15 protein-coding genes are annotated in these 14,143 nt (G+C 67.3%); 4 read left to right on the plus strand and 11 right to left on the minus strand.

Annotation, left to right across the window (positions count from 1 at the left end; genetic code table 11):
- Nucleotides 1-42 precede the first annotated feature (42 nt).
- The 11 genes from rdgB to clpS form a co-directional block, all read right to left on the minus strand.
- Nucleotides 43-654: an RdgB/HAM1 family non-canonical purine NTP pyrophosphatase gene (gene rdgB, locus A5785_RS11965; RefSeq protein ID WP_005207818.1), complete on the minus strand. Its 612-nt coding sequence runs from the start codon at nucleotides 652-654 to the stop codon at nucleotides 43-45.
- 4 nt (nucleotides 655-658) lie between these two features.
- On the minus strand, nucleotides 659-1,414 hold the full coding sequence (gene rph / locus A5785_RS11970; protein WP_005207819.1) for a ribonuclease PH: 756 nt from the start codon (nucleotides 1,412-1,414) through the stop codon (nucleotides 659-661).
- 18 nt (nucleotides 1,415-1,432) lie between these two features.
- On the minus strand, nucleotides 1,433-2,200 hold the full coding sequence (locus tag A5785_RS11975; protein WP_005207820.1) for a cyclic nucleotide-degrading phosphodiesterase: 768 nt from the start codon (nucleotides 2,198-2,200) through the stop codon (nucleotides 1,433-1,435).
- A 104-nt stretch (nucleotides 2,201-2,304) separates the two neighbouring features.
- Nucleotides 2,305-3,114, minus strand: a complete 810-nt coding sequence (murI, locus tag A5785_RS11980; RefSeq protein ID WP_082946568.1) for a glutamate racemase — start codon at nucleotides 3,112-3,114, stop codon at nucleotides 2,305-2,307.
- The gene (locus A5785_RS11985; RefSeq protein ID WP_005207822.1) at nucleotides 3,111-3,758 is read right to left on the minus strand and encodes a rhomboid family intramembrane serine protease; all 648 of its coding nucleotides are present in this window, start codon (nucleotides 3,756-3,758) and stop codon (nucleotides 3,111-3,113) included. The genes murI and A5785_RS11985 overlap by 4 nt, the downstream gene beginning before the upstream one ends.
- A gap of 169 nt (nucleotides 3,759-3,927) precedes the next feature.
- Complete coding sequence (locus tag A5785_RS11990; protein WP_064866647.1) at nucleotides 3,928-4,899, minus strand: PLP-dependent cysteine synthase family protein; 972 nt, start codon at nucleotides 4,897-4,899, stop codon at nucleotides 3,928-3,930.
- Between the two features lie 7 nt (nucleotides 4,900-4,906).
- Nucleotides 4,907-5,215 (minus strand): MoaD/ThiS family protein, encoded by a 309-nt coding sequence (locus A5785_RS11995; RefSeq protein ID WP_005207824.1) that lies wholly within the window; start codon nucleotides 5,213-5,215, stop codon nucleotides 4,907-4,909.
- 7 nt (nucleotides 5,216-5,222) lie between these two features.
- Nucleotides 5,223-5,630 (minus strand): Mov34/MPN/PAD-1 family protein, encoded by a 408-nt coding sequence (locus tag A5785_RS12000; protein ID WP_005207825.1) that lies wholly within the window; start codon nucleotides 5,628-5,630, stop codon nucleotides 5,223-5,225.
- A 91-nt stretch (nucleotides 5,631-5,721) separates the two neighbouring features.
- Nucleotides 5,722-6,846 (minus strand): P1 family peptidase, encoded by a 1,125-nt coding sequence (locus A5785_RS12005; RefSeq protein WP_005207826.1) that lies wholly within the window; start codon nucleotides 6,844-6,846, stop codon nucleotides 5,722-5,724.
- The gene (aosR, locus tag A5785_RS12010) at nucleotides 6,846-7,421 is read right to left on the minus strand and encodes an oxidative stress transcriptional regulator AosR (RefSeq protein ID WP_064866649.1); all 576 of its coding nucleotides are present in this window, start codon (nucleotides 7,419-7,421) and stop codon (nucleotides 6,846-6,848) included. The genes A5785_RS12005 and aosR overlap by 1 nt, the downstream gene beginning before the upstream one ends.
- Nucleotides 7,422-7,440: 19 nt before the next feature.
- Nucleotides 7,441-7,782 carry an ATP-dependent Clp protease adapter ClpS gene (clpS, locus tag A5785_RS12015; protein ID WP_039856542.1) on the minus strand — a complete coding sequence of 114 codons (342 nt, stop codon included), beginning with the start codon at nucleotides 7,780-7,782 and terminating at the stop codon, nucleotides 7,441-7,443.
- Nucleotides 7,783-7,802: 20 nt separating this feature from the next.
- On the opposite strand from clpS, the gene A5785_RS12020 reads away from it, so the two are divergent.
- The 4 genes from A5785_RS12020 to A5785_RS12035 all read left to right on the plus strand — a co-directional run bounded on the left by A5785_RS12020 (nucleotide 7,803) and on the right by A5785_RS12035 (nucleotide 14,142).
- The gene (locus A5785_RS12020; RefSeq protein WP_005207829.1) at nucleotides 7,803-9,107 is read left to right on the plus strand and encodes a nicotinate phosphoribosyltransferase; all 1,305 of its coding nucleotides are present in this window, start codon (nucleotides 7,803-7,805) and stop codon (nucleotides 9,105-9,107) included.
- 114 nt (nucleotides 9,108-9,221) lie between these two features.
- Entirely contained in the window at nucleotides 9,222-9,833 is a 612-nt protein-coding gene (locus A5785_RS12025; RefSeq protein ID WP_064866651.1) for an isochorismatase family protein, read from the plus strand.
- Nucleotides 9,834-9,913: 80 nt separating this feature from the next.
- Complete coding sequence (locus tag A5785_RS12030) at nucleotides 9,914-12,004, plus strand: ATP-dependent DNA helicase (protein ID WP_064866653.1); 2,091 nt, start codon at nucleotides 9,914-9,916, stop codon at nucleotides 12,002-12,004.
- Nucleotides 12,005-12,141: 137 nt separating this feature from the next.
- Nucleotides 12,142-14,142, plus strand: a complete 2,001-nt coding sequence (locus tag A5785_RS12035; protein WP_005201712.1) for a maltotransferase domain-containing protein — start codon at nucleotides 12,142-12,144, stop codon at nucleotides 14,140-14,142.
- Nucleotide 14,143: the final 1 nt, after the last annotated feature.

Consider the following 14,143-nt stretch of genomic DNA (forward strand, 5'->3'; position numbering starts at 1 on the left):
GCCCCTTGCCGCGACGCCCGGTCCGTTGCGCGCCGTCGACCCTCAGGCCAGGGCGCGCAGCGCAGGAACCAACTGCGCCAAGGCTTTTCCGCGATGACTCAGTGCGTCCTTCTCCGCCGGAGCCAGCTCGGCGGCAGAGCGTCCGGCAGCTACCGCGTCGTCGGGAATGAAGAGCGGATCGTAGCCGAAGCCGTTGGAGCCCTGCGGTTCTCGCGCGAACACGCCGCGCCACTCGCCGCGCACGACGGTCTCGTCGCCCGACGGCGACACCAAGGCACACGCCGACACGAATGCCGCGCCGCGTCTGTCATCGGGTGTGTCCGAGAGTTGCGCCAGCACCAGCGCGTTGTTGGCCGCGTCGTCGCCGTGTACGCCACTCCATCGAGCCGAAAGCACGCCGGGCATCCCGTTGAGTGCGTCGATCTCGATTCCCGAATCATCTGCGAGACAAGGCAACCCGGTTGCCCGCGCGCCCGCTCTGGCCTTGATCAACGCGTTGTCCTCGAACGTCGCGCCCGTCTCGGGTTCTTCGGGGTACTCGGGCACGGCGTCGAGCCCGATCACCTCGAGGCCCGTGAGGCCTGCGGCGTCGACGACCCGCTGAAGCTCGGCCAGCTTCTTACGGTTGCGACTCGCGAGGAGTACCTGCGACATCGAGTCAGGCCGGCTCTGGCAGGGTGCCGGGATACGGGAGCGCGAGCGCCTCGCGCTGTGCCACGAACAGCTTGTCCGTCCCGATCTCAGCCATGTCGAGCAGCTTGTCGAGGGTGGCACGCGGGAAGGTCGCGCCCTCGCCCGTGCCCTGCACCTCGACGAGGGTTCCGGCATCGGTGGCGACGACGTTCATGTCGACCTCGGCGCGCGAATCCTCCTCATACGGGAGATCCAATCGCACTCGTCCATCGACGACGCCGACGCTGACGGCGGCGATCATGCACGAGAGCGGCTGCGGATCCGACAGTCGCCCAGCAGCTTTGAGCCACGTCACCGCGTCGGCGAGTGCGACGTAGGCGCCGGTGATCGACGCGGTGCGCGTGCCGCCGTCGGCCTGCAGGACGTCGCAGTCGAGGGCGACGGTGTTCTCGCCGAGCGCGCTCAGGTCGATGCACGCGCGCAGCGAACGTCCGATCAGTCGACTGATCTCGTGGGTACGTCCCCCGATCTTGCCCTTGACCGACTCGCGGCGTGAACGCTCGTGGGTCGCGGCGGGAAGCATCGAGTACTCGGCGGTCAGCCAACCGAGCCCGGACCCGCGGCGCCAGGGCGGAACACCCTCGGTGACACTCGCGGTGCACATCACCCGTGTCTGACCGAACTCGATCAGCACCGACCCGGCGGGATTCGACGTGAATCCGCGGGTGATGGTGATGGGACGGAGTTCGTCGTCGGCCCTGCCGTCAGCTCGTGTGGTCACGAACTCAACTGTAGGAGATCACCCGGGTAGGTCGAACACCTGGCCCTGACGCACGAGGCCGACCGGCCCCGAGAAGGTGCTGCGCGCCTCGGCGAGGATCGCCTCGGCATCCGACCACGGTGCGACATGGGTGATCGCGAGCGATTTCGCGTCGGCCTTGGTCGCCATCTCCCCCGCCTCGATGCCCGACATGTGCAGGTGCGGAGGGCGCTCCGACGGTGCGTGCGTCCACGACGCCTCACACAAGAAGATGTCGGCATCCGCGGCGAGATCGATCACCGCGTCGCACGGACCCGAGTCGCCGCTGTAGGCGATGACCTGCCCCTCCGGACCGGTGAATCGCAGTCCGAACGTGGCGGGCGGATGGTCGACGCGGAAGGGTTCGATCGTGATGCCGCCCAACGTGATCTCGATGTTGTCCGACCACTCGTGGACGTCGAACGTATCGCTGATGTCGTCGATCTGACCGCCGAACTCGCTCGACGCCGCCCCGATCCGCAGCGCGGTACCCGTCGGCCCGTACAGCGACGCCAGTCCGGTCGCAGGCGTCGGCGCGTAGCGACGCCACACCAGCATTGCGGGCAGGTCGACGCAGTGATCGGCATGCAGATGGCTCAGCACGACGTCGACGTCATTCGGGTCGACGATCCGCTGCAGTTCCCCCATCACCCCGGGGCCGCAATCGACGAGCACGGGTCGATGGCCGGGAACGGTCAGCAGGTAGCCCGAGCAGGCCGCACCGGGGCCACCGACACTGCCCGAACAGCCCAGGACAGTCAGACGCATACGACCTACCTTGCCACGCGCACATGGCGGGCAGACCACTTATCGGTCACAAGACACGCCGACTCGGACGTGTGACCGATCCGACGTCGGCGACACTCCGCACGTCAGACCGGATCCACCGATCGGACAACAGGTCCGAGGAAGCGACTCGACAGCTTTGCGAACATCTCGGGGTCGCCGGTCGCCTGGAAGTGGCGCACCGCCTCGCGGCCGGTGTGCGGGTGGAGCAGATCGGATTCGGTGAGCACACGGAACAGATCCTTGGCGGTCTCCTCGGCGCTGGACACGAGCGTCACCTCGTCGCCCATCGCCAACTGGATCACGCCCGACAGCAACGGATAGTGGGTGCATCCGAGCACAACCGTGTCGACGTCGGCCTCCTGCAGCGGCTCGAGATATCCCTGCGCGAGACCAAGGATCTGCCTACCGCTGGTGATGCCGCGTTCGACGAAATCGACGAATCGCGGACATGCGACCGCGGTGATCTGGGCGTCGCGGGCGGCGGCGAACGAGTCCTGATACGCGCGCGAGGAGATCGTCGCCTCCGTGCCGATCACGCCGATGCGCCCGGTCTTCGTCGCGACGACGGCTCGACGGACCGCTGGCAGCACCACCTCGATCACCGGGATCGGCGCGTAGCGCTCGCGGGCATCGCGCAGGCAGGCCGCGGACGCGGTGTTGCAGGCGATCACGATTGCCTTGACCCCGCGCTCGGCGAGGTCGTCTCCGATCGCGAGGGCGTGTCGTCGGATCTCCGGAATGGTCAGCGGACCGTAGGGTCCGTTCGCGGTGTCGCCGATGTAGACGATGTCCTCGTCGGGCAGTTGGTCGATGATCGCGCGGGCAACGGTCAGCCCACCGATGCCGGAATCGAAGATGCCGATAGGCGCGTCGGCGCGTGTGTTGGTGACTATGACCGCACCCCCGGTGTTGTCGGACCATACGGAGATACAGGACCCGATGAGGCCGTCGGGCGTCGGCGACGATCCCGGTCGGCGAGGAACCACGCGGCGAGTACACCGCCGATGGCGCCGAACAGATGTCCCTGCCACGAGACCCCGAAGGTGCCGGGGAACACGCCCCACAGCACCGATCCGTATACGAGAAAGAGGATGACTCCGATCGCGATCTGCGTGAGGTCGCGGTTGAAGAGTCCGCGTACGAGCAGGTATGTCAGCCAACCGAAGATGATGCCCGACGCCCCGACCGTGACGCTGTACGACGGCGCGAACAACCAGACACCGATGCCCGACACGATCCAGACGATTGCGGTGACGATGAGGAAGCGTTTGCTCAGCAGCAGAATGAATCCCAGCACGACGAGCGGGATCAGATTGGCGAACAGGTGCTGCCAATCGGCGTGCAGGAACGGCGCCCACAGGATGCCGTCGAGTCCGTCGATCTGGCGTGGTTCGATGCCGGCGCGATCAAGGTCGTAGTGAGTTGCGGCGTCGATCGCCTCGACGATCACGAGCACCGCGACGATGAACGCCATCACGATCGCCGACCGCGCCCACAGCGGCCGCGCGCCGCGCGTGGGGGTGGTGCTCGGTGTCATCTCGTTCCTTCGTCGGGTGGTCTCGACAAGCTCGACCAGCGGGTTGGGCTCGACCAGCGGTGGTCTCGACAAGCTCGACCAGCGGGTTCAGCTCGACCAGCGAGGTGGCTCCTCCCGCTGGTTGAGCCGGGCGCGAGCGCAGCGAGCACCCGAGTCGAAACCACCCCAGCTAAGCCCAGAGCTGCCCCTCGAGTGCCTGCTCGGCATCCTCAAGGCTACCGTCGTAGGCCCCGGTGGACAGATACTTCCACCCCGCGTCGGGCACGACCAATCCGATGTCGGCGCGTCGACCCTCCTTGAGCGCCTTGCGGCCGATGCCGAGGGCGGCCTGCAGGATCGCGCCCGTCGACACTCCGGCGAAAATGCCCTCGAGGTCGATGAGTTCGCGGACCCGCGCGACGGCGTCGACGCCCTGAACGGAGTATCGGCGGGTCAGCACCGATTCGTCATACAGCTCGGGCACAAAACCCTCGTCGATGTTGCGCAGGCCGTACACCTCGTCGCCGTATCGCGGTTCGGCCGCGACGATCTCGATGTCGGGGTCGCGTTCGCGCAGATACCGTCCGACGCCCATCAACGTTCCGGTGGTGCCGAGACCCGCGACGAAGTGGGTGATCTCGGGAAGATCGGCGAACAGTTCCGGGCCGGTGCCCTCGTAGTGCGCGCGCCAGTTGGCCTCATTGCCGTACTGGTAGAGCATCACCCAATCGGGGTGCTCCGCTGCGAGTTCCTTGGCTATACGGACGGCGGTATTCGAGCCGCCCGCGGCTGGTGACGAAATCACCTCGGCGCCGTACATGCGCAGCAGTGATCGACGTTCGTCCGAGGTGTTCTCGGGCATCACGCAAATCAAGTGGTAGCCCTTGAGCTTCGCGGCCATGGCAAGCGAGATACCGGTGTTGCCGCTCGTGGGTTCGAGGATCGTCGACCCCGGCTGCAGCAGGCCGTCGGCTTCGGCTTGCTCGATCATGCGCAGCGCCGGCCGGTCTTTGGTCGAGCCGGTGGGGTTGCGATCTTCGAGCTTGGCCCAGAGCCGCACGTGCGGACCGTCGTCGGTGTCGTCCCACCTCGGTGAGAGGCGTTGCAGTCCGATCAGGGGCGTGTTCCCGACGGATGAGATCAGCGACGTGTAGCGCGCCACGAAATCCCTATCGTCCGAGCGCTGGCAGTGCGCCGCCGGCGACCGCGGGCAGGATGGTGACCTCGTCGCCGTCGTCGATCGTGGTCGCGAGACCGCCGGAGAAGCGCACGTCCTCGTCGTTGACGTAGATGTTGACGAAGCGGTGCAGCTTGCCCGCGGCCGCACCATCCGTGGCAACTAGGCGTTCCTTGAGGCCGGGGTTGGCAGTCTCGAGATTGTCGATGAGCTCCGACAGCGTCGAGCCGGAACCCTCGACCCGCTTCTCGCCGCCGGTGTGCGTACGCAGGATGGTCGGGATGGACACGGTGACCGTCATGGTTGATTCAGCTCCTGATCTCGATGGGTTCTTCGGTGACATCACCGTCGATGATGCGGTAACTCCGGATCTCGGTGTCGTCGGCGTCGCGCGTGGACACGAGGACGTAATGCGCCTGGGGTTCGCTGGCATAGGAGACGTCGGTGCGGCTCGGGTATGCCTCTGTGGCGGTGTGGGAGTGATAGATGACGATCGGCTCCTCGTCGTTGCGATCCATCTCCCGCCAGACCTTCAGTTGCTCCGTCGAATCGAAGCGGTAGAACGTCGGCGACCGCTCGGCGTTGACCATCGGGATGAACCGGACGGGACGGTCGGAGCCCTCCGCGCCTGCGATCACCCCGCACGCCTCGTCCGGATGATCGGCGCGCGCATGCGCGACCATCTCGTCGACCAACTCCTGGCTGATCTGCAGCACTCGCTCTCCTCGAAGTGAACGGATAAACGTCCTGACGAACAACGTGCCCCTCGACGCCGCTATTCCGAGACCCCGGTGACGACTCCGGCAGCTACGCGATGCCGGTGGTCGTGATCGCCGACGGCGCGAGGTCGGCGTAGGAGGGCACGCCCGCCACCGAATCGGCGGCCAGCACCGCGTTGACGATCGCGCGTTGGGTGACCGTCACGGCGACGCGGCAGATCTCGGCGAGGACAGCGACGTCGGGGTTCATCCCCGACGGCACGAACGCCGCGGGCTCGGTCGGCTGTGCTCCGGTCGCAACCGCGAAGATGGTGTCGCCGTCGAGCGGCGAGTGCACGGGGTGGATGGCGCGGGCGAGCCCGTCGTGCGCCGACATCGCGATTCGACGTACCGACGCGGCGTCGAGTTCGGCGTCGGTCGCCACCACGCCGATCGTCGTGTTGAGCACGGTCTGTTTGGCAGCGACCTCGGCCAATCGCGCGGCATCCGAGCTGTCCGGGCGGGCGAGTCCGTAATACGCGAGGTCGTGTTCTGTTGCACCCCAAGGCAATCCGGTAGTCGGATCGATCACCGAGCCCACCGGGTTGGCGACGATCAACGCGCCGACGGTGATGCCCGACGCCGCGCCGGTCTCGATGCGCGACGACGCCGTACCCACTCCACCTTTCAGTCCGCCCGCCCGAGCTCCGGCCCCGCCGCCGACACTGCCCTGAGCGACCTCGGCGCCCGCAGCCTGCAGCGCCGCGTGTCCGAAGCCCGCGTCCGGACGGTTGGTCCACCCGCCCATCGGGAGGTCGAAGATGACGGCCGCCGGAACAATCGGGACCACGCCGCCCTGGGCGTTCATCGGTAAGCCACGACCCGACTCCTCGAGCCCGGCCATCACCCCGTCCGCGGCGGCGAGTCCGTAGGCGCTGCCGCCCGTAAGGACTATCGCGTGCACCGTGGTCACGGTGTTCGACGGATCGAGCAGGTCTGTCTCGCGAGTCCCCGGTCCGCCACCACGCACGTCGACAGCCGCGGTCGGGGCATGCGTCGCTCCCTCCGGCGTGCTGACGACCACGACGGTCGTACCTGTCGCCCACCCCGTGCCGGGCGGATCGTCGGGTCCGCCGAGGCCGAGTGTGGCGTCGGCATCGACGAGGTGGTGATGACCGACGGCGATGCCTGCCACATCGGTGATCCGATCACCGGCGGGAGCCCAGCCGGTCATCACATCATCGCCTCGACGAGCAGCTCCTGGATGACTGTCAGCCAGTGATAGACGTCGAGGTGAGCAGCATGCGGATGGTCGGGCGGGAGCCGGTCGGGGGTGTCCTCGGAGATCCCGAGCGTCGCGCCCAGCGCGAGGCGGACGTCGTTGAGCGCGGTCAGCCAGCACATCGCCTCCTCCTCGGTGAGCGAGACGTCGCCGCCGCCGTCGGGGAGAGTCGCGAGCATCGTCGTCGACGCCGCGAGCTTGGCGTCGATGATCTTGGGTTCGTTGACGCTGCGCAGTGCCGCGTTGAGCCGCCCGTTCACGGCGTCCGCGGTGAGTTCGGTGTCCTGGTCGGGCCGGTGGAAGTCGGGCAGCAGACGGCCGAGGGTCACATCCGTCGGGGCGCTCGAGTGTCCGGTACGGATGCCGGTCAGCTCGGCGAGGTCGTCGCGCGGCGCGCTCGCCTCACGTTCGGTGAGCAACTCCGACATCGACGCCACCATCGACGCGAGGAGCTCGGACTCGTGAGACTCCAACGACGTCGTGTACCGCACCGAGCGTCCTCGGCCCTTGCGTTTGAAAACGCGCACTCGTATGTCCCGCCCGCTGCTAGCTGTCGCGCTGCATCGTCGCCCACAGACCCGCGGCGTGCAGTTTCGTCACGTCGGATTCCATCTTGTCGCGGTCGCCCGACGACACCACGGCCTTGCCCTCGGTGTGCACCTGCATCATGAGCTGGTTCGCCTTGGATTCGGAGTATCCGAAGACCTTCTGGAAGACGAAGGTCACGTAGCGCATCAGATTGACCGGATCGTCCCAGACGATGGTCACCCAGGGACGGTCGAACGCCGACGCGGCGTCGGCAACGGCCGGGTCGGCCACGGCCGTGCCACCGCTACCGCCGCCACTTCCGGGGGTAGCCTCATGCGCACGAATATCGTCAGGCGCCATACAAACTAGGGTAAGGGATCGTGACCATCCGCAACACCGCCCTGCTCACCGACCAGTACGAGCTCACCATGGTCTCCGCCGCGCTGCGGCACCCGATCGCACACCGACAGTGTGTGTTCGAGGTGTTCGCGCGCCGTCTCCCCGACGGCCGCCGGTACGGGGTCGTCGCGGGCACCGCTCGTATCCTCGACGCGCTGACGCAGTTCCGCTTCGGCGACGACGAGATCGCCGTCGTCGAACGCTTCCTCGACGACGAGACCGTCGAGTGGCTGCGCAACTACGAGTTCACCGGCGACATCGACGGATATCGCGAGGGTGAGCTGTACTTCCCCAACTCGCCGATCCTCACCGTGCGCGGAACCTTCGCCGAGGCGGTCGTGCTCGAGACGCTGATCCTGTCGATCCTCAACCACGACAGCGCCATTGCCTCCGCAGCCGCCCGCATGGTCAGCGCGGCGAGCAGGCGCCCGATCATCGAGATGGGATCGCGTCGCACGCACGAATGGGCAGCTGTGGCGAGCGCACGGGCCGCCTACCTCGCGGGTGTCGCGGCAACGTCGAACCTCGAGGCGGCGCGTACCTACGGCGTGCCGAGCGCGGGAACCGCGGCGCATTCGTTCACTCTCGCGTTCACCGATCCCGAGGGCCCCAACGAGAAGGCAGCGTTCGCCGCGCAGATCGAGACACTCGGTGTCGGCACCACGCTGCTCGTCGACACCTTCGACATCACCCAGGGCGTGCGCAACGCCGTCGAGGTGGCCGGTCCCGAGCTCGGTGCAGTCCGTATCGATTCCGGCGATCTCGGCGTGTTGGCACGGCAGGTCCGCGAGCAACTCGACGAGCTGGGCGCCCCGAACACCAAGATCGTCGTCTCCGGCGATCTCGACGAGTATGCGATCGCGTCACTGCGCGCCGAGCCGGTCGACACCTACGGCGTCGGCACGTCGTTGGTCACCGGCAGCGGTGCTCCGACGGCCGGCATGGTCTACAAGTTGGTCGAGGTCGACGGCATCCCCGTCGCCAAACGCGCCAGCCACAAGGAGTCGAAGGGCGGCGCAAAGAACGCCGTGCGGGTCGCGCGGCCGACCGGGACCATCGTCGAGGAGATCCTCTACCGCGCCGGAACACCTACACCGGACGTTCCGGGACACGTCGTGCGACCTCTGCAGATCCCGCTGGTTCGCGGTGGACGGCGCGTCGACGACCTCCCGACGCTCGACGACGCGCGCGCGTTCCTCGCCGAAGGTCTGGTCAGCCTGCCGTGGGAGGGACTCGGACTCTCGCACGGAGATCCCGCCGTACCGACCCGTTTCCAACTCGGCTGACAGCACAGGGAACCGATCCCCACCCGCCCACGTCCAATCATCGAACCGGTATCGAGCAACGAGCAACCACAACCGATCGCACAAGCAGCCACGCCACGACCCGAGGAGATCGGAATGTCCAGCCCACACTTCGACGACGACGTCAGCCCAGCCCAGGCGCTCATCGTCGTCGACGTCCAGAACGACTTCTGTGAGGGTGGCGCGCTCGGCGTGAACGGCGGCACCGCGGTCGCGCGGTCGCTGAAGTCATTGACGGACGACTACGGCATCGTCGTGGCCACGCGTGATTACCACATCGATCCGGGCGCGCATTTCTCCGACAATCCCGACTTCGTCGATACCTGGCCACCGCACTGCAGGGTCGGGACGGACGGTGTTGCGTTCTCGCCCGAGTTCGATACCTCTGCGGTGCAGGAGGTGTTCTCCAAGGGCGCCTACAGCGCGGCGTACTCCGGATTCGAGGGCGCCTCCGACGACGGCACCACGCTCACGGACTGGCTGCGGGCCCATGACGTGCGCAGCGTCGACGTGGTCGGCATCGCCACCGATCACTGCGTACGCGCCACTGCGATCGACGCCGCGAACGAGGGTTTCGACACCCGCGTCCTGTTGAACTTCACTGCGGCAGTCTCCGAACCGACCGCCAACGCCGCGCTGACCAGCATGCGTGACGCCGGCGTCACGCTCGTGGGCGATCTGGTCTACGGCGGACAGGCCGCTTCCTAGTGACCGACCTATCTGTAGCGAATGCCGCCAAGTCGGACGCCTCGGGGCCAACTACCTCGCGGGCGACCGGGCTCCCGCCGGTGACCGCCCTCCTCGACACCGCCGTGACCGCGCTGTCGGGCAAACGCCGCGACGGGCAGGTCCGCATGGCCTCCGCCGTCGCCAACGCCATCGACACCGGTCAGCACCTCGCAGTGCAGGCGGGTACGGGCACGGGAAAGTCGTTGGCCTATCTCGTGCCTGCCATCCGGCACGCCGTCGAGTCCGGCGACACCGTGGTGGTCTCCACGGCGACCATCGCACTGCAGCGCCAACTGGTCGAGCGCGACCTGCCCCGGCTCTCCAAAGCCCTGAAGGGCGCGCTCGGCCGCGAGCCGACGTTCGCAATCCTCAAGGGTCGCGGAAACTACCTGTGCCTGAACAAGATTCACGCGGGAACCGTCGAAGAGCCGGATACCGAGCTGTTCGACGCGTTCGAGCTCTCACGCACCGGCCGGGAGGTCACGCGCCTGCGCGAGTGGGTGTCCGACACCGACACGGGCGACCGCGACGACCTCTCCCCCGGCGTCACCGACCGATCGTGGCGGCAGGTCAGCGTCACCTCGCGCGAGTGTCTCGGGGCGTCGAACTGCTCGTATGCCGAGGATTGCTTCGCCGAACGGGCACGACGCAAGTCCGGGCAGGTCGACGTCGTGGTGACCAATCACGCGCTGTTGGCGATCGACGCGATGAGTCCGGCCAACGTACTGCCCGACCACCATGTGGTGATCGTCGATGAGGCGCACGACCTCGTCGACCGCATCACTTCGGTGTCGACGTCCGACCTCTCGGCCGCCTCGATCACGGTGGCCGCCCGACGCTGCGGCAAGCTCATCGACGAGGAAACCGTCGACGCGCTGATCGGCGCGGGCGAGCAACTCGGCGACATGCTCGACGACGCCCCCAAGCGCGAGTGGACCGCCATGCCCGCGGATGCCGCGCTGGTTCTGGCGACGCTACGAGATCGGTTGTGGCTGGCGCGTTCGGCCATCGGTCCCGCGCGCGGACCGGGAGGCGCCGACGACGGCCAGGGCGCGGCACGGTCGGCTGCGCTGACCTCCTTGGAAGAACTCCACGACACCGCGGTCCGCGTGCTCGGCGCCTTCGACGAACCCGACCCGGCGAAACGACGCGACGTCGTCTGGGTGGCAGAAGAACGCACCGGCCGATCCGAATCGTCGACGCGCACCGTGCTGCACATCGCACCGCTGTCGGTCGGCGGACTGCTGCGCGCGACGCTGTTCACCGAGTCGACCGTCATCCTGACCTCCGCGACACTGACCATCGGCGGCTCCTTCGACGCTCTCGCCGCCACATGGGGGCTGCCCGCAGCGGGCCGCGGCACCGACACCCCGGCCGCCGACGACATCGCGCTCGGCGGCGACGCCCGCAACGACACACCCGCACGCGACGTCACCGCAACGGGCAGCGCTGCGCCCTCCGACGGTTCGCCGATGCGGTGGACGGGCCTCGACGCCGGCTCACCGTTCGACTACCCACGCTCGGCGATCCTCTACGTCGCACGTCATCTCCCCCGACCTGGACGAGACTCCATCGCCCCCGCAACACTCGACGAGCTCGCCGCGCTCACCGAGGCCGCGGGTGGTCGCACGCTCGGGCTGTTCTCGTCGATGCGCGCCGCCCGCGAGGCCAGCGAGGCGCTCCGCGCGCGCAGCGACCTCCCCATCCTGTGCCAGGGCGACGACACCACCGCGGCGCTCGTCGCACGCTTCGCCGACGACCCGAGGACCTGCCTGTTCGGCACGCTGTCGCTGTGGCAGGGCGTCGACGTCCCCGGCCCGTCGTTGTCGCTGGTGATCATCGACCGCATTCCCTTCCCGCGCCCCGACGATCCCCTACTCGGTGCCCGCCAGCGCGCAGTCACCTCGCGGGGAGGAAACGGATTCCTGTCGGTCGCAGCCAATCACGCTGCATTGCTGCTGGCGCAGGGCGCCGGGCGACTCCTGCGGTCGGTCGACGATCGCGGCGTGGTCGCCGTCCTCGATTCGCGTCTGGCGACGGCCGGATACGGCGGTTATCTCCTCGCATCCATGCCGCCGTTCTGGCGCACGACCGACCCCGACGTGGTCCGCGCGGCACTCGGCAGACTGGCCGCCGTACCGCTACGGTGAGTCTGACGCCCGGATTCGGCATCACGACCCGGCGACGTCACTAGTGTTGAACTCAACGCCACTAGAGTGAACGCAACACTGTGGGATCGATGAGGACTCCCGGCCCTGCGCGTGGCCGCTGACGAGAGGGGGCCGAAGTGATCGGCCGGATGGGCATCGACGACATCCAACCATTGGTCTCCGCAGGGCAATACCCTGCCAAATGCGTTGTCGGAGAATTGATCCCGATCAGCGCGACCGCGTGGCGAGAGGGACACGACGCGCTCGGGGTCACCCTGCACGTCGAAACGCCCTACCGCACCTCGTTCGACGTCCGCATGTCGCCCGCGACGGAACCCGATGCCTTCAACGCGGCCATCGTTCCCGACGCCGTCGGCTACTGGACCTTCCGCATCGAGGCGTGGAGTGATCCGTACGCGACGTGGCGGTCGGCGGTCACCAAGAAGATCGACGCCGGTCAGGGCGCGGAGGATCTCGCCAACGACCTCGAGACCGGTGCGCGGATTCTCGGCGAAGCGGCGCAACAGGTCGACGGTACCGACCGCCAGTTGTTGCTCGACGCCGTCGACTCACTTCGCTCGAGGCGCAGACGCGTCGAGAATCGCGTGGGAATCGCGTTGTCCGACGAGGTCGTCGACCTTCTCGACGCACATCCCGTGCGTGAACTCGTGACCAAGAGTCGTAATCTGCGGATCTGGACCGACCGACGCCGCGCGCTCTACGGATCGTGGTACGAGATGTTCCCGCGATCGACGGGCGGCTGGGACAACGACGGCAACCCCGTGCACGGCACGTTCCTGACCGCAGCTCAAGATCTCTCGCGCATCGCCGACATGGGATTCGATGTGGTCTACCTGCCACCGATCCACCCGATCGGCGAGGTCAATCGCAAGGGGCCCAACAACACGTTGGTCGCGGCACCGAACGACGTCGGGTCGCCGTGGGCGATCGGGTCGGCGCAGGGTGGTCACGACGCGATCCACCCACAGCTCGGCTCGCAGGAGGATTTCGAGTATTTCCTCTCTCGCGCAAGCGAACTCGGCATGGAGGTCGCGCTCGATCTGGCCCTGCAGACCGCCCCCGACCATCCGTGGGCGACCGAGCATCCCGACTGGTTCACCACCCTGCCGGACGGCACGATCGCCTATGCCGAGAATCCGCCGAAGAAGTACCAGGACATCTACCCACTGAACTTCGACAACGATCGCAACGGCATCTACCGCGCGGTACTCGAAGTGGTGCTCGCGTGGAACAAGTTGGGCGTCAAGATCTTTCGCGTCGACAACCCGCACACCAAGCCACCGAACTTCTGGGAGTGGCTGATCACCGAGGTCAAAAAGCGCGACCCCGACGTGCTGTTCCTCGCCGAGGCATTCACCAGACCTGCACTACTCTATGGCCTTGCACGCCTTGGTTTCACACAGTCCTACACCTACTTCACCTGGAAGACCGCGAAGTGGGAACTCGAGGAGTTCGGCCGCGAGATCGCCGCGCACGCCGACGAGTCGCGCCCCAACCTCTTCGTCAATACCCCCGACATCTTGCACGAGAGCCTGCAGCACGGCGGACCGGGCATGTTCGCGCTACGCGCGGCACTGGCCGCCACCTTGTCGCCGACCTGGGGTGTCTACAGCGGCTATGAGCTGTACGAGCACCTGCCCGTGCGCGAGGGCAGCGAGGAGTACCTCAACTCCGAGAAGTACGAACTCCGCCCACGCGACTACAAGGGAGCCGCGAGCCGTGGCGAGTCACTCGAACCATGGATCACCTCACTCAATGCGATCCGCCGACGCCATCCGGCCCTGCAGCAGTTGCGCGACATCACCTTTCACCACCTCGACAACCCGGCACTGATCGCCTACTCCAAGCTCGACCCGGTGTCAGGTGATCGTGTCGTCGTGGTGGTCAACATCAATCCGTTCGGTGCCGAGGAGTCGACGCTGTGGCTCGACATGCCCGCACTCGGATTCGACTGGCAGGAGCGCTTCGTCGGCACAGATGAGGTCTCCGGTGAGGAATTCGGTTGGGGCCAGGCGAATTACGTACGACTCGAACCGTGGCGCGCCGTCGCACACATCGTCGCCCTTCCACCCCTGAGTCCCGACGCCGCCCGCCGACTCTCCTACCGAATCCAGTGAG

The sequence above is a fragment of the Gordonia sp. 852002-50395_SCH5434458 genome (assembly GCF_001665905.1).
GTDB classification, from domain to species: domain Bacteria; phylum Actinomycetota; class Actinomycetes; order Mycobacteriales; family Mycobacteriaceae; genus Gordonia; species Gordonia jacobaea.

Coding starts and splice junctions, on each gene's coding strand:
- rdgB (WP_005207818.1), bottom strand. CDS start 654: ATGTCGCAGGTACTCCTCGCGAGTCGCAACCGTAAGAAGCTGGCCGAG.
- A5785_RS11975 (WP_005207820.1), bottom strand. CDS start 2,200: ATGCGTCTGACTGTCCTGGGCTGTTCGGGCAGTGTCGGTGGCCCCGGT.
- A5785_RS11985 (WP_005207822.1), bottom strand. CDS start 3,758: ATGACACCGAGCACCACCCCCACGCGCGGCGCGCGGCCGCTGTGGGCG.
- A5785_RS11995 (WP_005207824.1), bottom strand. CDS start 5,215: ATGACGGTCACCGTGTCCATCCCGACCATCCTGCGTACGCACACCGGC.
- A5785_RS12005 (WP_005207826.1), bottom strand. CDS start 6,846: ATGACCGGCTGGGCTCCCGCCGGTGATCGGATCACCGATGTGGCAGGC.
- clpS (WP_039856542.1), bottom strand. CDS start 7,782: ATGGCGCCTGACGATATTCGTGCGCATGAGGCTACCCCCGGAAGTGGC.
- A5785_RS12025 (WP_064866651.1), top strand. CDS start 9,222: ATGTCCAGCCCACACTTCGACGACGACGTCAGCCCAGCCCAGGCGCTC.